Origin of the sequence: Lysinibacillus sp. NPDC047702 (assembly GCF_050272555.1) — a bacterium.
GTDB lineage: Bacteria > Bacillota > Bacilli > Bacillales_A > Planococcaceae > Lysinibacillus.
In genome coordinates this window covers 1-23,195 of the sequence record NZ_JBNNMG010000002.1, presented here as the reverse complement: position 1 = coordinate 23,195, position 23,195 = coordinate 1, and the positions used below count along the sequence as shown (strand labels likewise).

Below are 23,195 nucleotides of genomic sequence, written 5' to 3'. Positions count from 1 at the left end.
ATTTAGATGTTACCGTACTCTACTTTTCTCCAAATATGCATTCACTAAAGCATCACTCTGCACTGTATAGTTTTCACCTAGTAATCTTGTTGTTTCATTATCGCGGCTACCTATCCAAGAAATAAGTTGTAGTCTTCTCATTAAAATAAATGTTGGAATCATTTCAATTTCGTCATCCGTTAAAATTCTGATTTTGCTATAGCCTTTTAACCAAGAAGCAATTAAATCATCCAGGTAAGGCATATGCTCTATAAAGCTTACTGACGTGGCTAAATCATATAAAAACCAACCAAATCCACAATCGTCAAAATCAATAACTTTTATTTCATCTCCACAAATTAATAAATTGGCTAGGCGTAGATCTGAGTGTATAAGCCCAAACCTTGTCTTGCTTTTACCGAATACTTCTAACTTCTTATTAATAATGAGAGATGCTTCTTCATATAAAGCTAGACGTGATGGTGTCATACCAAGTCCATCCTGCCATCTAGCCCATTTCGGTGAGTCTCCTAAAATCGTGTCATAATCCCACGTCATGCGTTTAAAATCTTTATAATACCCATGCTGCTCAATTGTATGTTTATGGAACATTGCTGTTATCGTTCCTAATGTTTCAAATTGTTGAATTAAATCTTCTTCATTATTTTCATCGGGCGCATTTCCCTCCAAAAATGTAAATAATGTGCTATAATAGATTGTGTCATTTAATTCATGAGCATGTACGTAGTCACCGTCATCTGCTCGAATTGGTAATGATACATCGATGGGAGATTGCTCGTGTAATGAGTTTAGCCAAGCAATCTCCGCTTCTATCTCTTCTTTCTTATGGTAATTCGGTCGACTAATTCTCAAAATATACTTTTTACCTTGTCCATCCTCTACTAAATACGTAGAATTTTCGGAATAGTCTATCATTTTGCAGGTTGCGCCTGCTAAACAGCCGAATTCCTTCAAGGCATCATGCGCTGCTTGATGAAAATTAGATAGTACAACCTCTAAGTCTAAGAAATCCATTTGTCCCATTTGAAAACCCCCTTGTTTACAAATCGCCAATCTTTCTACATTCAATAACGAGCAAACTTTACAAGCTGTGCAGCCTCTTTAATACCCGCTTCACATTTTTCAAGTAACTCATCACAATATGCTTTATCGCATAATAAGCCTGGTTTAAACTGAAGAACTCGTGTATCGAGCATTGAATAAATTGCCCATACCCCATGCTTGTACAAGGAGCTCATTACATGCTTTGCACCCTCAGGATGATTAAACTCTAACCCCATGACAACCCCTAATTGACGTATGCCAACAAAGAAATCTGGGTATTGCTGTTGGATACGCTCTAATCCTGAACGTAAATAACGTGCGACATATTCCACATTTTTGACCACTTCTGGTCGTTGAGAAATTTCTAATACCTTCATGGCAACAACACATCCAAGCTCAGCACCACCGAAAGTAGAAATATGAGCTAGTCCATCTTCTACCATCCAACCGCCAGCCCGCTCATTCACAACAGTAGCAGCAATTGGATAGATACCGCCACTTAAACCTTTAGCTGTCACGAGAATATCCGGTTTCACACCATAATGTTCAATACCCCAGAGCTTCCCAGTTCTCATTAACCCTGTTTGCACTTCGTCTGCGATATATAGTGCACCGTAGCGTTCACATAATGCCTTCACACCTGATAAATAATCGGCATTCGGCAATGGGAAACCATATGTCGCTGGGATTGTTTCGATAATAACGCTCGCTACATCCCCTTTGGACAGCTCTCGCTCCATCGCCGCTAAATCATTAAACGGAACATGTGCAAATTCACTTGGGTCGCCTTCACTTAAAAAAGGCTTAGAATAGCGTTCATTCCCTAATGACACGGCTAAACCGCTATGTCCATGGTAGCCATTTTTAATCGAAATGGTTTTTTTACGTTTTGTAGCATAGCGAGCACATTTTAAGGCAACATCAATCGCTTCACTACCACCACTTGAGAAAATCGTATATTTTAAACCATCTGGCGTGCAGGCAGCTAATTTTTCAGCTAATTGTGCACGAGCTGTTGAAGGAAAATGATGATTACCAATATCGAAGTAATTTGTCCCTTCAATTAATGCGGCGATAACTTCTGGATTACGATGACCTAAATTATAAGTTCCGCCATTTAAATGGGCATTCATTAGTTTTTTGCCATCTACATCATAAAAGTAATAGCCTTCTCTTTTTCCGATGACGAGATCAACGCCATCTACTTGCCATTGCTTTGTTTTCCCTGGATTCCACCAGTCAATTGATTTCTGTAAGGTTGCTTGTTTATTCGCAAAATAATCCATGTTTTCCACCTTCCTATACGTTGACGTCCTCCAAAATTTCACCTGCTATTAATAGTTCAACCTTTTTTTGGGCCAAGCGTTCTTGCCATTGTGTAGAACTTTTTTGATCCGTAATCACCATGGCAACATCTTCCAAATGACAAATGTGTGCAAATGTGGAGACTCCAAATTTCGTGTGATCCGCTAAAATAATCGTATTTTCAGCTCGCTCTATTAATTTCTTTGAAATCGCGGCACCAGTAATATCATAGTCTGTAATGCCATCATTTAAAGAAATTCCACCAGCAGCTACAAAGGCTTTATTTGCCTTTAATTGATTAAAAAATATATCGGCTAATGGACCACCCATAAATTTTTGTCGATGCTCATATTCACCTCCTGCAAAAAGCACCTTGCCCTGGAAGCATTCTGCGGCTAATGATAGAACCGGGAGAGAGTTTGTTACCACTATTACATTTGGTTTATCACTTAAATAACGAACGATTTCATAGGCTGTTGTACCATGACCAATAAAAATAATTTCTCCATCCTCCACAATACTCGCTGCAGCCTTGCATATCATTCTTTTCTCTAAGTTGTTGAGTGAAGTTTTCTGTTCAAATGTCCGTTCATACTTTTCTTTAGCTTTCACGGCACCTCCATAAACTTTGTGTAGGAGCCCTTCCTTCTCCAATCGGTCCATATCTCTACGTATAGTCTCACCTGATACGTTTAATAGTTGTTCGGCATCACTTACCTTCACTTTGCCTTCTAAATCTAAAATATCTAAAATTACTTTTTTGCGTTCCTCAAACGAAAGGGACATACACAATCACTCCAAACACATAGTAAAATCCAACAAAATCCACAAATTCAACATTCAAATTCTGTATTTATGTGGATTTGTTTTGAATTTTATAGAATAGTTAGACAATTGTCAATACTATAAATATTAAATTTATCTAAATTACGGTTATTTTTTCTCCTTAAAACTATATTTTTCTACAAAAATATAGTTCCCTAGTTGTTTTATGATAACTAGGGAACTTGTTTAGTTTCATTAAAATACAACATCAATCCAAATTAATCCAAACACTCTTCACTTCAGTATAATTTTGTAGAGCATACACGCCCATTTCCCTACCAATGCCCGATTGTTTATACCCTCCAAAAGGAGAAGCAGGGTCTGTCATATTATAGCAATTCACCCATACTGAACCTGCCTTTAATTTTGCGGCTAATGAATGCGCATGCTTTAAATTCTGTGTCCAAATGCCTGCTGCCAGCCCAAAATTCGACCTATTTGCTCTTTCTACTAATTCATCCAAACTATCATACTCCAGCACAACAACAACTGGTCCAAAGATTTCTTCTTGTGCAATTGTCATCGTATCAGAAACATTTGTAAAAATAGTAGGCTCCATATAATAGCCATTGTCAGCCGATTTACCACCACATGCTAATGTTGCTCCCTCCTCGACACCTATTTCAATATAGTTTTTAACACGATTTAGCTGTTTTTCTGAAACGAGTGCTCCCATTTGTGTTGCAAAATTTAAAGCATGACCCTGTTGAATTTTTGTAGCATAACTCACCATTTGTTTAATAATCTCCTCAGACTGGCTACGATGAACAAATACTCTTGAACCTGCACTACAAACTTCACCTTGATTGGCCATTATACCTGAAAGAACACCTGGAATTGCAGTACTTAAATCAGCATCCTGCAAAATAATATTAGGAGACTTTCCTCCAAGCTCTAATGTCACTCGTTTCATTGTGTCAGCTGCTTTTTTCATAATACCTTTTCCTACATCTGTAGAGCCGGTAAAGGCAATTTTATCGATTTTCTCATTTATCACTAATGCCTCTCCTGCAATTGGACCAAAGCCAGGCACAATATTAATAACACCTGGAGGAAAGCCTGCCTCTGTCACCAACTGGGCAAAATAAAGAGCAGACAACGGTGTTTGTTCTGCTGGCTTAAGGACAACAGTACACCCGGTTGCTAATGCAGGTGCAACTTTCCAGGAAACCATCATAAACGGAAAATTCCATGGAATGATCTGCCCCACTACACCTACTGGCTCATGTCTTGTATAATTTAGAAAATTCCCCGCTACAGGCAGGACTTGTCCCATATTCTTCGTTGCCCAGCCAGCAAAATATCTAAATTGCTCAACAGCATTTGGAATATCATTTCCCAACACCTCATTAATCGGCTTACCATTATCCATGGCATCAATCTGAGCGATTTCCATTTTATGCTCTTCCATTAAATCCGCTAGTTTTAGCATCATTAATGCTCTTTGAGCAGCATCCATTTTTGACCATGGTCCATGATCAAAAGCATCTCTTGCTGCTTCCACTGCTGCATCTATATCCTCCGCTTGGGCTTCATATACATCCGTTATTTTTTCTCCAGTGGAAGGATTTATGGTTTCGAAGGTTTTACCAGCTTTTGATTGAGTAAATTCTCCGTTAATATATAACCCCTTTGTTTCCTCTAAAAAAGCTTGCACTTTAGGTAATAATTCAATTGCCTGTGGTAATTTCATCTCTAGCATAGATAGACCTCCTTGTTAGATTGATTGATCTAAAATATTATAGATGTCCTGTCTAGACATTTTACGTGGATTCGGCACCATGTACTGCGCATCATGGAAGGCAATATCAACTAAAACATCGATTTGATCTTTGCTTACACCTATGGCACCCAACTTCTCAGGAATTCCCGCTTCTTTCGTTAGGTTCTTCACATAGGCAACAGCTGCTTTGGCTGCCTCTTCTACTGAAAGCCCTTCAATATTGACACGTAAGGCTTCAGCAATATCTTTAAATTTCTCAGGATTAGCAATCCAATTGTATTCTAGTAAATAAGGCAATAGAATAGCATTGACAATACCATGTGGAGCATCATACTGCGCACCGATAGCATGTGATATCCCATGCACCATTCCTAACCCTGAATTAGCCATTCCTAAGCCTGTAATAGAACTAGCTAATAACATGCCATGCATAGCCTCCGTATTTTCACTATGGGCAATCGCAGGTAATAATGATTTTCCAATTACTCTTACTGCATGTAAATTAAGTGCATCCGTAAAATGCGAGCTCCAAATAGATACATACCCCTCAATAGCATGTGTTAACGCATCCATCCCTGTAGAGGCTATTAGACCGCTTGGCATAGCACGTAATAAGCTTCCATCTAATATCGCCACTCTAGGGAATAAATCTTCTCCAAAAACTAATTTTTTTGTTTTCAATCCCTCTGTCTCATCCGTAATAACTGCTGCATTTCCACTTTCACTCCCTGTTCCTACCGTTGTTGGAACAGCAATTAACGGAAGTGCTTTTTCAGCATATTGATCGAAGCCATAATAGGCTGAAATAGAGCTCTCATTTGTTAGCATAATCGCTAAAGCCTTGGCACTATCAATTACACTACCTCCACCTACAGCGACTAAAGCTGATATCTCCTTTTTCCTATAGATATTGGCAGTTTCATCAATACTTGCAACATCTGGATTAGGTTTTACCTCGTCATATATCAAAACCTCAATATTTTCAGGGATTTCACCAAGTACATTTTTTAAAATACCCGAGTGCTTAATCCCTTGATCTGCTACCATCAAAATGCGATGAGCACCCATTTCTTGTAGAACAAGTCCTAATTTTTTTATAGAAGATACGCCCGTATAAATCTTCGTTTTGGCATTAAAAACTGTTTCCGAGTATGCATTCATCGTTAATCCTCCCTATCAAGTTAAATATCTCTCTGCAAAAACACTATAAAATTCAATAGCATCAAAAAATGCATTCATTTCAATATGTTCATTTGGCTGGTGTGCTAAATTTTCATTGCCAGGACCATAGATGATAATAGGTGCATTGGTAGCAGTTGAAAAAACAGAGCCATCTGTATAATAATTAACACCCTTTTCCAATAACGTCACATTGGATAACTCATTTTTCACCGCTTTCAATTGTGCTAATAATGCTTGACTGCCTGAGTAATCAATGGAATTTAAATCGTGAATCACATGGACCTTTGCATTGAAGTCATGAACTGTCTTTTGAATTTCCCCAATAATTTCTTTAATATCCTCTACTATTTCTTGATGAGATAGCAATGGTGTGGATCTAATATCTATACGTATAGCACAATAATCAGGTATTACATTGGTAGTAACACCCCCTTTTATCGTACTAATGACAAGTGTTGGTCGACCTAGTAAAGGATGATCTTCTACTGCTCTAAATGAATAAGTCTGTAAAGCGCTTATAATTTTATGCATATGCGTAATAGCATTTATACCATTTTGAGGCATTGAACCATGTGCTGTTTTACCGAAAGTTTCAATCTCTAACCACAAGACACCCTTATGTGCACAAAAAATCTCTCCGCTGCTCGGTTCAGCAATAATAATGGCACCTGCATTTTTTATAATATCAGTTTCAATGGCTTGTTTTGCACCTATGCAATCCACCTCCTCACCTGCTGTTCCTAAAAACAATAAATCTCCCTTTAAAGGAATCTTTTTTTCCTTTAACATAATCATTGCCTCTAGTAAAGCAGCTACTCCACCTTTCATATCTGTCGTTCCCCTGCCATACATTTTGCCATCAATGATTTCAGCCAAAAAAGGCTCGTAATCCCAAGGTACATCTCCAACAGGAACTGTATCCAGATGACCACTAAATAGCAATGATGCTTTTTTCTCCTTTGCATGGCTCAATAACTTTACAATGATGTTTGCTCTAGCATCATCTATCATTTGAATATCGACATCTAAGCCGTAGCTCGTACAATGCTCAGCTATTTTATGAGCAACTACCAGCTCATTAGCAGGTGGATTGACACTATTGATTTGAACTAAAGTTTGTAAAAATTGTGTCGCTCTTTCTTCATTGATCAAAATAACACCTCCCTTCCTAGACTGGTATCACAATAGATATGTAGCGGATGCTTTTACCCAAAATTGTCAAGAACAATCAAGCTACAAATCTAAAAATAAGTGAAAATTACAAAAATTTAGTGTATTATACTAGTAATCTCACCTTTCACTTACTATAGCATTGTATTTTTTGGCTAAGAGCCAAAAGAATGCTTCCATTTTTATATAAAATAAAATTACTACTGCGTTGCTCTAAGCATACATAATCACCTTTTCATCAATACATTTATGAGGTGATTAACTTGCGGATAAAAGATGTTATGATTTTACAAGAATTTACACATGCTAAGATTATCGCTGGAAAGGATTTATTGGAAAAGGAAGTAACAGGAGCTACTATCGTAGACGCACCAGATGGGTTTTCTTGGATTGAACGGGGAAATTTCATTCTTACAACAGGTTTTCCATTCTTAACAAACGAAAACAGTTTAGATGAAACATTAAAAAAATTAATTCTGACACTCTCTGAAAAAGGAGTCAGTGCCTTAGGAATTAAAATTGGTCGGCATATTCCGTCTATTTCCATAGACGTGCAGAATTTTGCAGAACAATATGAGATTGTTATTGTTGAGCTAGACAACCAAATTGCTTGGGCAGATATGATTATTCCGATTGTCAATCATATTAATAATGAACAAAGACTTGAATTAGAAAAAGTAAAGAATATCTATGAGGAATTCCAATATTTTTTATTATCAAAAACCGATTTTCAACAATTACCACTATTAATTGAAAAATTAACTTTCCAAAAGACTACTATTTATTTACATTCTATCGATAAGTTGTATAGCTCATTTGAATTAACGCCTGTTTATGAAGAAATCACTTCAGACATTATCCATATTATTAAAACAAAAAACCTAACGAAAGAAAGTTTTCAGGAGCTTCCCATCCAAGTGTATGTGAAGCCGATTTACGAAAACAGATATCTAGAAGGCTGTATTATTCTTTGGGATAGTCAAGATATTCACGCTCCATGGGAAAAAGTGGCCATCTCACAAGCCACTGCTATTCTATTAACTGAGCTACAAAAGATAAAAAGTATTATTTCACTTTCACAGCAAAATAGGAGCGGCTTTCTAGTAGATTTATTACATGGAAAATTTAATAGTACTGAGGAGATCATTCGTGTTTCGAGAGAGGTCAATTGGGATTTGACGGATCAACCGCATCAATTACTTTTAATCGAATTAAAATTCCCGGATTATAACAAACAAGATACACTTATCTTAACATCAAATTTTATCTTCTTATTAGAAAAATATACATTAACCAAGATAGGGTTTGATTCCAATAATTATTTAGTTTTGCTGTTAGATGCGACAGCAGAAATTGATGTTGCCTTTATTTGTGAAAAAATTGATTACTTATTAGCCAAATATAATGTCAAAAACGCCTATTTCGGCGGAATTGGCAGGTTATATGATTTACAATCTATTGTAAAAAGCTACAACGAGGCATTAGTGTCATTACATTTTGCACAAGCGAAAAAAAATCAATTATCGAAGGTTATAAATTTTGAACAATTAAATTTCGAACGAATCCTTTTCTCCAGTCAGCCTATAAAAGAGGCTTCATTTCTTCAGCAGGAATACTTAATGCCATTAAAGGAATTTGATGAGAAAAAGACAGCTGAGCTCTATAATACACTGAAAGTATTTTTATTTAATAATGCCGATTTTAATAAAACAGCTGAGCAGCTATTCGTTCATAAAAATACAGTCCGTTATCGCCTTAGTTTAATTAAAGAAATCTCAAAGCTCAATCCTGAAAAATTACAGGATCAAATTTTGTTTTATATTGGCTTTTTACTAGAAGAGCTCCAACTGCCCACCTATCAATAGCTATAACAAAAACAGTCTATTTTTATCATTTCCATAAAAATAGACTGTTTTTTAGATGTGTTTAAGTTGCCGTATAGCCGCCATCCACTGGTATTAACGCACCTGTGATAAAGGATGCTTCATTGGAGGCTAAGAAAGAAATTGTATTGGCGATTTCTTCTGGTCTACCTAATCGTCCTAATAAATAGGCATTTTCGTAAGCCTGTCGAATGGATTGACCGCCACCATCTCCCTCGATGAGCTGCTCTGCCATATTCGTGTCTGTTAATCCTGGGCACACTGCGTTAACACGTATTCCATACTGCCCAAGCTCTACGGCAGTACTTCGTGTAATACCTACCACTGCATGCTTTGTCATAATATACAAATTATGATTTTTAGTACCGATCATACCTGAAATAGATGCCAGATTGATGATAGAACTACCCTCTTGCCCCTTCAAATACGGAATGGCATGTTTAGTGCTGAGCATCACACCTTTAATATTGATATTGGCAATTTTTTCAAAGGTGATCGCATCAAACGTTTCGGCTGTATTATTGACAAAAATACCTGCATTATTAACCACTGTTGTAATATAGCCATATTTTTTTATTGCTTCCTCATAAAGCTTGGCAATATGCCCTTCATCGGTGATATTACATACTACTGCATGAACATCAAAGCCATCTAGTTGTAATTGTATAGAAGCTTCCTGTAACTTTTCCACATTAAAATCTGAAATAACGACTTTCGCGCCCTCTTGGCCACATTTTCTTGCTGTAGCAAAGCCGATTCCCTGTGCAGCACCTGTAATCACTACAACTTTATCCTGTAATCTTCCTATCATGTGGTTCCCTCCTACATTGTCAAATAGCCAGCATCCACTGCAATATGTGATCCTGAAATATTGTTGGAATCATCTGACACTAAGAATAGTGCTGCATTAATAACATCCTTCGGTGCGATAAAATCTTGATGTGGGAAAACATGATGATTGCCAAATGCAGGTGTCGCTTCCTCTCTTGTAGCTCCTTTTTTGTTTGCCAAGCGATCATAGGTAGCTTGATTATTTGCCATTGTTGTATCAACAGCGGTAGGACAAATAGCGTTGACATGAATATTATAGGGTCCTACCTCCATTGCTAAAGTTTTGACTAATCCTAACACCCCGTGTTTTGCAGCCACATAATGCCCAACATTTTGACCGCCTCGAAGTCCATTCACTGATGATACACATAAAATTTTTCCTACTTGACGTTCAATCATATGAGGAAGTACATATTTACAGGTTAACCAAGTACCCTTTAAGCAAATATCAAGCATTTCATCCCATTGCTGTTCTGGCATCTCCCATAGCTTGTTATACGATAGAATGCCAGCATTGGTTACAAGAATATCGATTTTTCCAAAATGCTCAATCGTCTTTTGGACAGCTAATTCAAGCTCCTGTGCATTACGAACATCGGCTACTAAACCTAAGGCATCTACACCGTGCTTTTTTATTTCTTCCACGGTTTGCGCTAGTTCCGATTGCTTTGCCATTTCATAGGCAACAGTCGGAATATCCTTAGCAATATCGGTAATAACGATTGCTGCGCCTTCCTCTGCAAATCGTAGAGCATATTCCCTGCCCATCCCTCGAGCGCCACCTGTAATAAAGGCAGTCTTTCCATCTAATTTTCCCATTAACTACACCTCCATTTATAATCCCTCAATACCGCACCAATCTATGGCTGTTAAGGCATATGTTTTGGCAGCCTTTATTAAATCCTCAACTAGTACGTACTCATTAGCAGCGTGGGCTACTAAAATACTTCCTGGACCATATATAATAGAAGGAATTCCCTTGGCATTTAAAAATGCTGCATCTGCCACAGCTACAAAGCCATGAATAGTCGCTTCTTCACCGGTTGCTTCTTGGTGTGCACGACTTGTAGCTTGCACAATCGGATGATCTACCGCTACATCAAACGCAGGCCAATGCAATAAAAATTCAACTTCTGGAGGGTTATGTCGTAACCATAAATCATTCTGCACAGCTCTTTCTAAATGTCCTAAAATTTCTGCCTTCACTTCCTCAAAGGTTTCTTTAGGATGGTGCCATACTGCATATTGAATCGTACAATAATCTGAAACGACAAACGGTAAATCTACATCATAGGATTTACCATGAATGATGCCGGGATGAATTGAGAAATGTCCTGGTTCAAATAGCTCATGTTTTTTTGTAAATCCCCATTCGTCTTCTAGTTGCTGTAGGGCTTGTACAATATACATCCCTTTTTCAACAGCATTGATGCCAACTTCACCATGTTTACCACCTGCACGAATAAACTCTCTACGTACAGATGCATGTGTTGTTTTCCCTTTGACTGTAATGTGCATTCGGATGACACCAGGACTAACTGGCACTACGGCTAAACTTTGTGGTGGCCCAGAGGGTTCTGATACAATGGCCGCATCAGCCGTATAGCCTCTTTCTACAGTAGCAGTAACTCCTAGTTCATGATCCATCGTTTCTTCACCTACAACCGTTTCAAGCAATAAATCCCCTTTCAATTGCACACCTAATTTCTTCAAGGCTTTTGCTGCCATTATTTGAGCAGCAATCCCACCTTTCATATCACATGCGCCACGTCCATACAGTCTGCCATTTTCCACCCTACCTGAAAAGGGATCATTATATTTCCAGTCAGAGTTCGGACCTGGAGGCACTACATCGATATGTCCATTAAAAATAAGAGATTTACCACCATTACCTGAGCCTTTAATTCTTCCGACTAAATTCGGTCGTTGCTCCTCGATCTCCCACATATCTGTTTCATCACAAATCCCTTCAAAGATTGGCTTTAAAAATAGCTGCACATTCTTTTCTCCACCAATTACTTCTGCCTTATTGACTCCATCATAATTTGGGTTTACACTTGGGATTTTTACCATATTACTTGCTAATTGAATGATTTCTTCACGCATCTCATCTATGGTAGCTAATACTTCTTGCTGGATGTTTTCAGCTGATAATGTATTTTTCATATTATTCCTCCTGTTTTACTTATTTTCCAGGCTGATATTCGCCGTTACTGGTTCTGTTTCTGTCGCATTTAGCGAAACTGCTTTTTTATTCTGCCTTGCTGTTTCTACATCTTTCCACAGATCCTCAACATGTGACTCTATTGGTCTCATATATCCAGCAATAATCATAATAATAGTTGCTACAATAAGACCATAGACACCAGCAGACCATCCTAAATCTGCAATAAATGCTGGCGCTGTTACTGTTAATGTCATGGAGACAATTGTGCCGACAATCATTCCTGCAATAGCCCCTTGCTTATTGGCACGCTTCCAATATAGACCTAGAATGACTACAGGGAAAATCATAATAATCCCTTGGTAGGATAGTAATGCTACATTAATTAATGCGCCTACATCTACCGTTGCTAATACTGCACAAATCGCTCCTATAATAAAAACGGAAATTCTTGCTATTTTCATTGCCGTTTTTTCAGAAATATCCTTTTTAATAACGGTCGCAATATCACGAGAAATCGATGTTGACATAGCTTGAATGATTCCACTTACTGTCGCAATACTTGTCGCCATAATAACTGTAGACATGAGAGCAAGTACGAATGGTCCAATTTGTCCAGCAGCCCACATATACGCTTCTTCAGGATTACTTCTTGCTGTATCATTCATATACAGTACATTTCCTAGCAGTTGGAACGCTACGTAGAATATCCCCCCGATAATAGGCGCAATTAATGCCGATTGTTTAATGGATCGAATACTATCTGAGGCAAATAATTTATTATATACCCACGGCCACATGAATCCGCCTAATCCACTAGTTATAATAATGGATGTCCAAAACGGAGTAGGTAATTCCCAACCAGGTCCAGGGAATGTTAATGTTTCAGGATAATTAGCCACTAAGGAATCCATACCTGAAGATATACCTCCAGCAAATTTAAAAATCATATAGATCATTACACCTGTTCCAACGAAAAACATAAATGCACCTTGAAAAATATTCGCTGTAATTACTGATTTCATTCCACCTAATGAAACATAAGCAAGCACAACAATAATCCCAATAATCATACCAACAACTGGACTAATTAAGCCGTTCGTTGCATAGTTGAAAATAACGCCCTGAGTAATCCATTCCATTAATAGCCATGGTGCAGTAAACACAATTCCTGCAATGCCTACTACTAATCGCACCATGCTGCTTTTGTAGCGTAAATCCATTAACTCAGCCTGCGTACTAATATGATATTTTTTACCCCAAATATATGTTTTTTCAGCAACTAAATACATGGAAAGCATTGTTAAAGTTGCATATGTCAGTACGTAAAGACCAATAAATCCATAGCCTACTGAATAGCCTGCAAATGCCGTAAATGTTGCACCAACATACCAGGTTGAAAATACGGCCAATGAAATTGCCATAACCCCAAAGCTTCCTCGTGCAGTTGCATATTCCTCGAATGACTTGACACCAAAATTTTTAGCATTGATTGCAAAAATGATGACAAAGAAGATGACAATAAAGGTAATAGATAACATTAACGAGTCACCTCTCTTTCTAGCAATTCGGCTTTCGTTAAAGGCTCAATATCAATATCCAAATCCCCATACTTAGAATCTACAAAATACCAAGTTATTAATAGCGCAAAAATTAAGATATTCATAGTAATTTGCCAAAAATAGGCGAAGGATAAACTGAAAATTCTCGGCTCAATTTTATTACTAAAATCAAATAAGCCTGGAAAACTTGCTAGTAAAATTAACCCAATAAAGCAGGCAGAGAAGATGATATTTCTTGTTACAACTGACTTCAAATCAATCACCCCTTGTGTCGTTATATCATTATTAAAACATTCAATTGCTGCTTTAAAGCATTTATTTGTTAAACCGGTTATTGTACATCTTATTTTTAGGTCAGTAAAAAGTCAATAAATTATCAGATTATTATTATAATTTAGAATATAAACAAAAACGTGCTGCTTCTTTTGTTTATTGTCCAAAATAATTTTCAAGCTATTGGAAATTTGTTTGAAAAGAAGATAAAAAAAACCCTCCATAGCTATCTGCTATGGAGGGAACATAGTTGTTATTTCATTAATTCATTCGCAAATTCAAGTGGAACATAAGTTTTTGTTGGCTCTAATAAAGCTGGTGCTGCTTCAAAATGACGAATTGCCTTATTATAACCATATTCTTTTTGACCACGCGTAATTGTATAAGATAGTGCGCCTTTTGAAACAATTGCACCTTTTCCTGTTGATTCTACAGTAAAGCCTAATTTTTCAGCAATTAAGCGTAATGGTACCATTTTTGTACCATCTACTTCATAAAAATCATTGTTAATGATTTCTTGTACAGCAGATTCAGTTGGCTCCCCTTCTTCAGGATCAACCTCACCTGGCTTTTCAGTAATTGTATCTATGACAACCACTTTTGAAGGTGGTGTTTGAGCTGGAATGCTCATTGTTGCGATTGTATAAAACACTAGTAAATGTTGCTCTGCTAAATCAGCTGCCTTTACCTCTTTACCAGATAGGCTAAGTAAATTTGTCGCTTCACCTATATTAAGTTTTAACGTGTTATTTGTATTGACTAAATCTTTATTGAAAAAATCAAGCTCAACACTTCCCATTTCTTTTGTTTCCACGATGATTGCTTCTGGGTTATATTGAGGTGGATAAATCATAATCATCGGCTTGTTAGCATACGTATAAGCCGTTACTTTATCACCCTTCTGAAGCTTTACTTCTTTGCCCGTATTATCAAATACTAATGTATCATCATTGACAACAAAAACATTTATATTTTCGCCATCTTTCACCGTATAATATGTCGCTTTATCACGCGTTTCAACATTGTCTACAGTACCAGCCACTTTTATAAAAATAGGCTGCACTTGTGGGTTTTGTTCCTTATTATCAGCAGCATTTGTCACAACTGCCTCTCCTTCGTTTGCGAATGCAGATGGAACACCGATTGCGCTCCCGATTAATAAAGCTGTCATTGCAAATGGTACGACTTTCTTCATTTTCATAAAAAAGCATCTCCTTCATCATTTACGAATTCATAAAGTAGTCGTATTTAAATGAAAAAGGTTACAGCCTCCACATTTTATTTGATATTTCTCCTAAAAATCTATGATTCCCTCTCCATAAAATGAGCTAACCTTTATCTCATTTCAGGGAAGGATGCTTTTAAAATATAAATTGTATTCTATTAAGGATACGCTGTAAAAAGTATTGATGCGCACTTTGCTTGGTTCGGATATCTAAGGCGACATCTGGATGATCAGTAATCACACCGTTGACATTTTTCTCAATAAATTCATGCAATGAACGATCCTTATTTAACGTCCACACAAATAAATCAATTTTCTGTTGCTTCAAATCGGCAATAAGCTCAGCTGTTATCCAAGATTCTTCAAGAGCAATAAAGTCTACTGTTTCAACTATCGGTCCGATATTTAATGCATAGACTATACCCACACGTAAATTTGGTGCCAATTTTTTTAACTGAGTCATCATTTGTAGATCAGAGGATTGCACATAATATGAATCAAGCACCTTATAAGCACGAAGCTTTTCCACTAATTTGGGCAGAGCATCTTCCGTTTCCTTTCCATGTACCTTTAACTCAATTAACAATGAAACATTTAGAGCCTTTGCAATTTCAATAAAATCATCCAAAGAGGAAATTTTATCGCTAAAACCATTTGCATGAATCGTCAGCGTCTTTAATTCGCCAAGTGTCATATTAGCAATCACACCATTTTTACCTGCTAATCTTCTTAAAGTTCGATCATGAAAGACCACGAACTCTCCATCAACTGTTTGCTGAATATCAATCTCGATTAAGTCTGCTCCAGCACTAGCTGCACTTACAAGACCGCTAATTGTATTTTCCACATTGCCTGCTGTATACCCTCTATGAGCAATGATTTTTGTATCAGGTGCATAGACACTTTTCTCTAAGGAAATGGTGTTCATCACACTTAAAGCAATAAAAACAGCTACTACAATAAATGACAGTGGTTTTAAACGTCTTTTCTTAAATTTCGGTACAAACGTAAATTTGCTTAAAACCGATGTATTAAAGGTAATAGCCACCATTACTTGTGAATATGTTGCTTGCAGTAACGTGAATAATACGACAAAAGCCATTTCTAAAAATGCTAATGTCACCCCTGCTGTGATAAGGGCCATACTTGGTATAAAACGCTCTAAAATATACAATGGAAGAGTACCGATAATAGTAATTCCTATCAGGACAAGTAAATGACCAGTTAAAAGCATGGCTAATAAAACGAGGATTTCAAATAGGCCACGTTTTGAAAAACGCCAGCTCTGTATCAATGATCGAAAAATAGAAATTTTGGGTTGGATTGTAAAAATCGGTAATGTCAATATACTACGGATACCAATGATGACTAAAAAGCCAGCGACAGCGGCATAGATTAATCTGCCCTCACGAGTACTCATAATCTCTTCCATCAAAAAACGAGGAATAGTAATAGCTTGAGTTAACGTTAAAGGTAACATAAACGAAGCTAATGGTAATAACAGTACAAGATAAACAATAAAAAAAAGTATTTGCACACTAAAAAAAGAAATAACCTTTCGATTCAATCGCTGCCAAATGTTTAAAAATCGGTATCGAATTCCTCTTTGCTGGTAAAAGGCCATTAAAAAAAGAAAGCCCATTTCATAATAAATAAAAAGCAAAAACACCATTATTACTAGACATAACATCAAAATGACAAATGGATGTGAAATAAAGCTTTGAATATTTTGCTCAGTAATATGCGTATAACCTGTTACTTGCAGCATTAGTTTAAAGACAATCGTTGTCACTGGTAAAAAAAATAAAAACTGACATACCCGAATAAGCGCGAAAACCTGTATATAATCAAAGCGATAATGATATATATTGTAGATAGCATGTCGCATTACTTGTCCAGCTCTATGCATTTAAATCACCCCAGTCCATACTACCGTATTCCCCCATTTTCGCTTATTACACTTGTTTCTATATGATATGCTCTATTTGCTAAATTACCTTAACAATAGAAATTTTTTGAATTTGTCCCATATCATATGCCAGAAAGATGCTTAAGATTTGTGTATTTTTCGTGATTGGATATATTTTCTTGAAACTTTTAGGTTGGTCATCCAGTAAATACTATAATGGAGAAGAATTTAAGGGGGTTAGATAATAATGACGCAGAAGAGTTTTAACCTTGGAGATATTATTAGTACGAGTGTAGTGCTTGTAATGTTCCTAGCTATATTTTTTGTCATGATTCATATGATAAAGAAAATGAAAGCAACTACTCCTTTGCCTCCACAACAGACGCTACAGCAACAAGTGGATGCACTAACAAAGCGTGTACAAAACCTTGAACAGCAACTTGACAAGCTATCCCGCACAAAATAAGACACCCACTTCTTGAAGCAAGAAAAAGAAGTGGGACTTCATTTGCCCGAAAAAGCACGATTGGATTTAATGAAAATTAGCCAGAAAATCGATTCCTTGTGTAAGCAATAGCAGAATTGTTTCTGAAACATAAAAAAACGCTGTCAGGATTAACCCTCACAGCGATTTGCGTAAACGATACGTCCATCAACAACCGTATAAACCACTTTTACATGCGGTAATTTTTCAATGTCGATACTCAATAAATCCTCTTCGAAAATGGTGAAATCTGCCGTATAACCTTCCTTAATCTTACCACGAATATGATCCTGACCTATTATCTGTGCAGCTCCAACAGTGTAAAGTTGCACTGCCTCATAGCGTGATATCTTCTCAGAAGCATTATAGCCGTTATGCGTTTCGCCGAAATTCCTTCTTGTCACCGCTGCATAAATACCATGCAATGGATTTGGCACTTCAATCGGAGCATCACTGCCCCCTGCCACGACTATTCCACGATCTAAAAGCGATTTTAATGGATGCAGCCCTTGCGCTCGCTGCTCACCAAGTCTTGATAGCTCTGCCTGAAACTCTCCCTGTACAAATTGAGGCTGCATATCCACTGCAACAGGTAAGGATGCTAGTTTGGCTAAAATATCGTCATCCACTAAGCTACAATGAATAATACGATCTATATGCCCTTGTAGTGGCGGATAATCCTTGAATACCGCTAAAATGGTATCAATAGCTAAATCTCCAATCACATGAACTGCCACTGTTTGTCCATACTGACGTGCAAGTTGAACATATTTCTCTAACTGCTCAGTTGAATGAACAAGCATACCACTATTATTTGGTTCATCACAGTAAGGTTTACGAAGAGCAGCTGTACGCCCTCCAAAGGCACCATCAATAAAGATTTTCATGGCACCAAATTCCATATAAGGTGATGATGTTTCCTGCATTTTAGCAACTTCCTCAAATACTGTGTGATGCTGCAATAAATGCACCTTAAACGATTGTTGTGCTTCTACAACCTTTCGGAACGCGTGAATGGGTTGTATCGGTGGTCCATAATAGCTTAAATCCTCTGAATGACCACCAACTAAACCGAATTTTTGTAATGATGCTACTGCCTTTTTCAGTGCATCCTCAATATAGAGTGGTGTGATATGAGGCATATTGTTGACAATCATATATAAAGCTGCGTCCTTTAATACACCTGTTAGCTGTCCTTCTACTTTCTCTATGATGCCTCCCGTGGGTGAAGGAGTATCGTTGGTAATACCTGCAAAAGCGAGTGCCTTAGAATTGGCTAGAATTAAATGATGACAGCTACGCTTTATAATAAGATGTGCTTCACCTAGTGCGTCTAGTTCCATCAATGTTGGAAAAATAGGTACATCAAATTGTGTTTCATTCAATCCGATAGCAATAACCCATTCATCCTTTAAAGAGCTTACCATCCTCTCACCAATAATAGTTAGCAGCTCTTCCTTATTTGTGACGTTCGATACATCGATATGCTTTAATTTCTCCCCATACCCAATTATATGTAAATGACTGTCCACAAAGCCTGGATACATGACACTTCCTTGTAAATTCTGAATAGAAGTAGCATATGGCGACAGACTATCAACTGAGCCTGTCGCCACTATTTTTCCATCCTTGACTAGGACAGCTTCAACTGTTTCGCCAACTTTCGCCATCGTGTAAATTTTCCCGCCTGTCCATAACGTTGCCAAAACAATTCGCCTCCTATGCAGTTGCTTCAATTAAACGAGCAGATTCTAAACGGCGGCGAACAATGACGCCAACCCATGCAGCAAGTACAGCTTTTGCTAAACCAAGAATAATAAATGGCACTGCACCTGACATAAATGCTCCCATCCAAGAAAGATTCATCGCGAATTTTAACCATACTGTACCAAATGCTAAAGTAATAACCATCCCTATTACATTTGAAACAATCGCATGTGGAATTGTAAGACCAAATTTCTTTAAATAAAGCCCCATAATGATAGCTGTTGGTAAAAAGCCGACAATATAACCACCAGTAGGACCAAAGAGAATACTAGGACCGCCAGAAAAATTACTATAAACTGGTAAGCCAGTCGCTCCAATTAAAATATATAATAGCACTGATAATGTGCCCAGTCTTGTCCCTAGGATTGTTACAACTAAGCCAATTGCAAGTGTTTGCCCTGTAATGGGTACAGGTGATAATGGAATTGGAATACTGATTTGTGCCAAAACTGAAATAATAGCAGCTCCAAATGCTGTTAATACGTATTGATATGTACTACTCTTTTTCAAACTAAATTGCCTCCCCTTGTGCGTTAACTACAACTTAAAATAAGTTAACACAAAGATTATAGCAAATGAAAACCGTTGTCAATCAGTTTTGAAAAATTGCTATAAAAAATGAGATTACTATGGTGAGTTAGCAATTTTTTTACAATAAATTTATAAATACCCGCCTAAATATAGTAATAGCATCAAGAGAATAACCCCTTGTACACACCCTATAATCATCCATATTTTCTTTTTACTAATTTTTTTAGAATTCATACGCGCTCACCTTTAATTATGATTTTTAAGTCCATCTAAAACAACGTATTGATAGAATGATAAATACGAAGGCCATTCCTATTAGAATTATTATATTTAACCATATAGAATTGACTGATTGACCTGTCCAAGTAAATGTTAAAATGTCATTTACATAGTGTAATGGTAAAGCTTTTGCCACAATTTTTAGAGGTAGGGGCAAAATTTGATAAGGTACTACTCCACCTGATAAAAAAGTTTGTATGTTTAATGCTAAAACACTTATGCCAGCCGCTCCTTGCATTGTGGAGCTAATGCCTGTTACTAAAATTCCAAACGAGAATAACGTTACCATGCTTAATACTAAGGAAAAAATTACTGCTAGTAGATAAATAGGGGGTTTTATATTGTAAATAAAATAACCACTAACATAAGTGATAATAATACTAAAAAGGGAAATAATTACTCCTAATGAACAAAAAGATAGTATGATTCGAATAGAACGTAATGGCGTAATTTGATAAGTCTTCAGTAACTGGGATTCTTTATAACTAACAATTCGAGTACCTAATGTAAATAAAGCTGTGCTTAACAGACAAAGAGCTATCATATTTGGAATTAATAAAGTTTTATAGTCAATTTCCCCCACAGAAGAATTACCAAATAAAAATCCTAAAAAATAAATCATGACAAATGGGAAAATAAAAGTCCAAATCAACGATTGTAAATCTCTTAAAAATAACTTCAATTCAATTAAAGTTAGCATGTGAATTGCCTTCATAACATCACCTCCCCTTTCAGCTGAGGTAATTTGACAAACAAGTCGTCTAATGAACCTGTACTAAATCGAAAATCTTCTACAATCCAGCCTTGAGTACTTATTAATTTGAAAAGCCCAAATGTTGTCCATTCTAAATTATCTGTAAAAATTTGAAGTAGATTATTTTTCGATTCTACTCTCAAGACACCAACTATCTTCTGAACCAATGCTATATCTATTTGTTTACATGCTATCAATATAGATTTATCTTTGTTCAGGCTTTGAATAAGTTTTTGAGGCGTATCTAAACCAACTATGACGCCATGATTCATTAATGCTATCCGATCACAAAGCTGCTCCGCCTCTTCCATATAATGTGTTGTCAATACTATGGTTGTTCCAGCATCTCTAAGCGAAACAATCATTTTCCATAGTTCTCTTCTGGACTTTGGATCTAACCCTGTACTTGGCTCATCTAGAAAAACTATTGATGGCGAATGTAAAGTTGCTAAAGTTAAAAGTAATTTTTGTTTCCATCCTCCAGATAGATTTTTAAAATACGTATGACGAAACGGTTCTAATTTTAATTTTCTCAATGCCTTTGTTGTATCAATCTGATGAGGATAAAAAGAGGCAAACAGTTCTACAGCCTCCCCTACTTTAATTTTTGGTTGCAAATTTGTATGTTGAAACATTACACCAATATTTTCCTTCATTTTTTTTGCATCTTTCCAAGGATCATAGCCGAGTACTGTTACTTTGCCAGACGAACATTCTTGCAAACCTTCTACAATTTCAATTGTTGTTGTTTTTCCAGCCCCATTTGGTCCAATTATGCCAAAAATCTCTCCTTTTTGAATGCTAAATGTTAAATCCCGAATGACTTCAAAGGAACCAAAAGATTTTTTTACATTTTCTATCTGTATAACTGTCTCCATATCAATTCCCCTTCCATAAATTCTTTTAAAAACTTTTTTACCAAAGTGGTTTTTGAGGTTCCTTCATCGGATCGTTTTCCTGTAGAGCAAATATATATGGGATGAGTATAAAGTAAAATAAAGGGATACTTAGTACATAAAAAGTTATTCCAATTAAAATATTTTGAAAATTAAAACTCGCAATAAATAAAATCTGAAATAATGGTAACTGTACTAACCCATTTAATTGCATCGATTTGTTTGTACGATATTGTTTTTTGCCACAATGTTTACATACAATCGGTTTCGCATTATTTTTCCAAAAGAGTGTGTGAGCCTGCTTTTTAGTCCACGATTCTCCACACTGAATACAAACTGGTAAACCGTATTTTTTCTTTTTTAAATACTTTTTTATAAAACATGCGGAAATTAGATAAATGGAAAATATCAAGATACCCTTTACAAAGTCATTTTCTAACAAACTTAAAATACTCCATGTACTCGATTCCTGCTCCATATTTGCCGCTTGTTGACCTCCAATTTGTTGATCTTTTTTGTTTAATAATAAAAACACAAAGGAAATCACAAAAATTGTAAACGTTGTCAGCACAACACGATATTGCCAAGGACTGCTTCTTCGTATACTTTTATGTCGTGCTTTTTGGGCGATTGCCTGTTTTTTCTCAGCTGTAAGCTTTACCTCTCGAAGTTCTTTTAGTACCTCTTCTTTAAATTGATTCATGGCGTAACACCTCCCAATCATAATCTCCCATTGTTGCTGCCAGCTGTCTTCTAGCACGTTGCAAGCGTGTTCGGATTGTTGCCTCTGGACAACATACAAGTTGTGCGATTTCCACAGTTGTCATATCTTCAAAATAATAAAGAATAAGCACTTCTCTGTAGGCAACTGATAAGGTAAACAACGCTTCCACCAGCTCTCGCTTAATCGACTTCGCAAGAAATTCTTTTTCAGGTGTGACAGCTGTTGTACGTCCCGTTATTTTTTCTAGCAGTGTTAATCGTTTACTTTTCCAGCTTCGTAAATAATCGTGGCTCCGATTAACCGTCATTTTCACTAAATATGTACGTAAGGATGATTCCTGACGAAACTGCTCCTGCTTTTGATAAAAGGCAATCAACACATCCTGCACAATGTCCTCAGCTGTTGCTGTATTTTTCACATATAGATAAGCAACCTTTAGTAAATAGTCACCATGCATCTCGATAATCTTTTCTATATTCATTGTTGCCCTCACCTTCTTTCTAAACTACTGACGGATGTCGATTCATTTCCGATTCATATTTTTAAAATTTCTTTTTCCCACAAAAACAAGAGGCTGGGACATAACTAGCTTCAATTCGTGAGAAATCCGACTTTGAATGAATTCAAAGTCGGATTTCTCTATCTTTTATGTTTTTCCAGATAG

21 protein-coding genes are annotated in these 23,195 nt (G+C 36.7%); 2 read left to right on the top strand and 19 right to left on the bottom strand.

Going from position 1 to position 23,195, the window contains the following annotated elements; all coding sequences use genetic code 11:
- Nucleotides 1–9: 9 nt before the first annotated feature.
- From ACQKIM_RS01290 to ACQKIM_RS01265, 6 genes are all read right to left on the bottom strand, one after another.
- A complete protein-coding gene (locus tag ACQKIM_RS01290; RefSeq protein ID WP_427537888.1) occupies nucleotides 10–1,023 on the bottom strand; it encodes a phosphotransferase enzyme family protein in 1,014 nt (337 codons plus the stop codon).
- 41 nt (nucleotides 1,024–1,064) lie between these two features.
- A complete protein-coding gene (locus ACQKIM_RS01285; RefSeq protein ID WP_427537885.1) occupies nucleotides 1,065–2,330 on the bottom strand; it encodes an aspartate aminotransferase family protein in 1,266 nt (421 codons plus the stop codon).
- A 13-nt stretch (nucleotides 2,331–2,343) separates the two neighbouring features.
- On the bottom strand, nucleotides 2,344–3,135 hold the full coding sequence (locus ACQKIM_RS01280; RefSeq protein ID WP_427537882.1) for a DeoR/GlpR family DNA-binding transcription regulator: 792 nt from the start codon (nucleotides 3,133–3,135) through the stop codon (nucleotides 2,344–2,346).
- Nucleotides 3,136–3,382: 247 nt separating this feature from the next.
- A complete protein-coding gene (locus ACQKIM_RS01275; protein WP_427538384.1) occupies nucleotides 3,383–4,867 on the bottom strand; it encodes an aldehyde dehydrogenase family protein in 1,485 nt (494 codons plus the stop codon).
- Between the two features lie 24 nt (nucleotides 4,868–4,891).
- Nucleotides 4,892–6,058 carry an iron-containing alcohol dehydrogenase gene (locus tag ACQKIM_RS01270; RefSeq protein ID WP_427537879.1) on the bottom strand — a complete coding sequence of 389 codons (1,167 nt, stop codon included), beginning with the start codon at nucleotides 6,056–6,058 and terminating at the stop codon, nucleotides 4,892–4,894.
- A 15-nt stretch (nucleotides 6,059–6,073) separates the two neighbouring features.
- Nucleotides 6,074–7,231, bottom strand: coding sequence for a M20 family metallopeptidase (locus ACQKIM_RS01265; RefSeq protein WP_427537876.1), 1,158 nt, complete (start codon nucleotides 7,229–7,231; stop codon nucleotides 6,074–6,076).
- 281 nt (nucleotides 7,232–7,512) lie between these two features.
- On the opposite strand from ACQKIM_RS01265, the gene ACQKIM_RS01260 reads away from it, so the two are divergent.
- Nucleotides 7,513–9,114: a PucR family transcriptional regulator gene (locus ACQKIM_RS01260; RefSeq protein ID WP_427537873.1), complete on the top strand. Its 1,602-nt coding sequence runs from the start codon at nucleotides 7,513–7,515 to the stop codon at nucleotides 9,112–9,114.
- 61 nt (nucleotides 9,115–9,175) lie between these two features.
- Here ACQKIM_RS01260 and ACQKIM_RS01255 read toward each other — a convergent pair whose 3' ends face one another.
- The 7 genes from ACQKIM_RS01255 to ACQKIM_RS01225 form a co-directional block, all read right to left on the bottom strand.
- Entirely contained in the window at nucleotides 9,176–9,943 is a 768-nt protein-coding gene (locus ACQKIM_RS01255) for an SDR family NAD(P)-dependent oxidoreductase (protein ID WP_427537870.1), read from the bottom strand.
- An 11-nt stretch (nucleotides 9,944–9,954) separates the two neighbouring features.
- Nucleotides 9,955–10,782 carry a mycofactocin-coupled SDR family oxidoreductase gene (locus ACQKIM_RS01250; RefSeq protein ID WP_427537866.1) on the bottom strand — a complete coding sequence of 276 codons (828 nt, stop codon included), beginning with the start codon at nucleotides 10,780–10,782 and terminating at the stop codon, nucleotides 9,955–9,957.
- A 15-nt stretch (nucleotides 10,783–10,797) separates the two neighbouring features.
- Nucleotides 10,798–12,129 carry an ArgE/DapE family deacylase gene (locus ACQKIM_RS01245; protein WP_427537863.1) on the bottom strand — a complete coding sequence of 444 codons (1,332 nt, stop codon included), beginning with the start codon at nucleotides 12,127–12,129 and terminating at the stop codon, nucleotides 10,798–10,800.
- A gap of 15 nt (nucleotides 12,130–12,144) precedes the next feature.
- Nucleotides 12,145–13,668: a sodium:solute symporter family protein gene (locus ACQKIM_RS01240; RefSeq protein ID WP_427537860.1), complete on the bottom strand. Its 1,524-nt coding sequence runs from the start codon at nucleotides 13,666–13,668 to the stop codon at nucleotides 12,145–12,147.
- Nucleotides 13,668–13,943, bottom strand: coding sequence for a hypothetical protein (locus ACQKIM_RS01235; protein ID WP_427537857.1), 276 nt, complete (start codon nucleotides 13,941–13,943; stop codon nucleotides 13,668–13,670). Before ACQKIM_RS01235 ends, ACQKIM_RS01240 begins: the two co-directional genes overlap by 1 nt.
- A gap of 272 nt (nucleotides 13,944–14,215) precedes the next feature.
- On the bottom strand, nucleotides 14,216–15,163 hold the full coding sequence (locus ACQKIM_RS01230) for a stalk domain-containing protein (RefSeq protein WP_427537854.1): 948 nt from the start codon (nucleotides 15,161–15,163) through the stop codon (nucleotides 14,216–14,218).
- A gap of 160 nt (nucleotides 15,164–15,323) precedes the next feature.
- Complete coding sequence (locus ACQKIM_RS01225; RefSeq protein WP_427537851.1) at nucleotides 15,324–17,096, bottom strand: glycerophosphoryl diester phosphodiesterase membrane domain-containing protein; 1,773 nt, start codon at nucleotides 17,094–17,096, stop codon at nucleotides 15,324–15,326.
- A 247-nt stretch (nucleotides 17,097–17,343) separates the two neighbouring features.
- Here ACQKIM_RS01225 and ACQKIM_RS01220 point away from each other — a divergent pair, with 247 nt between their 5' ends.
- Nucleotides 17,344–17,562: a hypothetical protein gene (locus ACQKIM_RS01220; protein WP_427537848.1), complete on the top strand. Its 219-nt coding sequence runs from the start codon at nucleotides 17,344–17,346 to the stop codon at nucleotides 17,560–17,562.
- Nucleotides 17,563–17,711: 149 nt separating this feature from the next.
- On the opposite strand, the gene ACQKIM_RS01215 is transcribed toward ACQKIM_RS01220, so the two are convergent.
- The 6 genes from ACQKIM_RS01215 to ACQKIM_RS01190 form a co-directional block, all read right to left on the bottom strand.
- Nucleotides 17,712–19,286 (bottom strand): amidohydrolase, encoded by a 1,575-nt coding sequence (locus ACQKIM_RS01215; RefSeq protein WP_427537845.1) that lies wholly within the window; start codon nucleotides 19,284–19,286, stop codon nucleotides 17,712–17,714.
- A gap of 13 nt (nucleotides 19,287–19,299) precedes the next feature.
- Nucleotides 19,300–19,857, bottom strand: a complete 558-nt coding sequence (locus tag ACQKIM_RS01210) for a biotin transporter BioY (RefSeq protein WP_427537842.1) — start codon at nucleotides 19,855–19,857, stop codon at nucleotides 19,300–19,302.
- Nucleotides 19,858–20,137: 280 nt separating this feature from the next.
- On the bottom strand, nucleotides 20,138–20,872 hold the full coding sequence (locus ACQKIM_RS01205) for an ABC transporter permease (RefSeq protein WP_427537839.1): 735 nt from the start codon (nucleotides 20,870–20,872) through the stop codon (nucleotides 20,138–20,140).
- Nucleotides 20,869–21,789, bottom strand: coding sequence for an ABC transporter ATP-binding protein (locus ACQKIM_RS01200; RefSeq protein ID WP_427537836.1), 921 nt, complete (start codon nucleotides 21,787–21,789; stop codon nucleotides 20,869–20,871). Before ACQKIM_RS01200 ends, ACQKIM_RS01205 begins: the two co-directional genes overlap by 4 nt.
- A gap of 37 nt (nucleotides 21,790–21,826) precedes the next feature.
- Nucleotides 21,827–22,510, bottom strand: coding sequence for a TIGR04104 family putative zinc finger protein (locus ACQKIM_RS01195; RefSeq protein WP_427537833.1), 684 nt, complete (start codon nucleotides 22,508–22,510; stop codon nucleotides 21,827–21,829).
- Entirely contained in the window at nucleotides 22,497–23,012 is a 516-nt protein-coding gene (locus tag ACQKIM_RS01190) for a sigma-70 family RNA polymerase sigma factor (RefSeq protein ID WP_427537830.1), read from the bottom strand. The genes ACQKIM_RS01195 and ACQKIM_RS01190 overlap by 14 nt, the downstream gene beginning before the upstream one ends.
- Nucleotides 23,013–23,195: the final 183 nt, after the last annotated feature.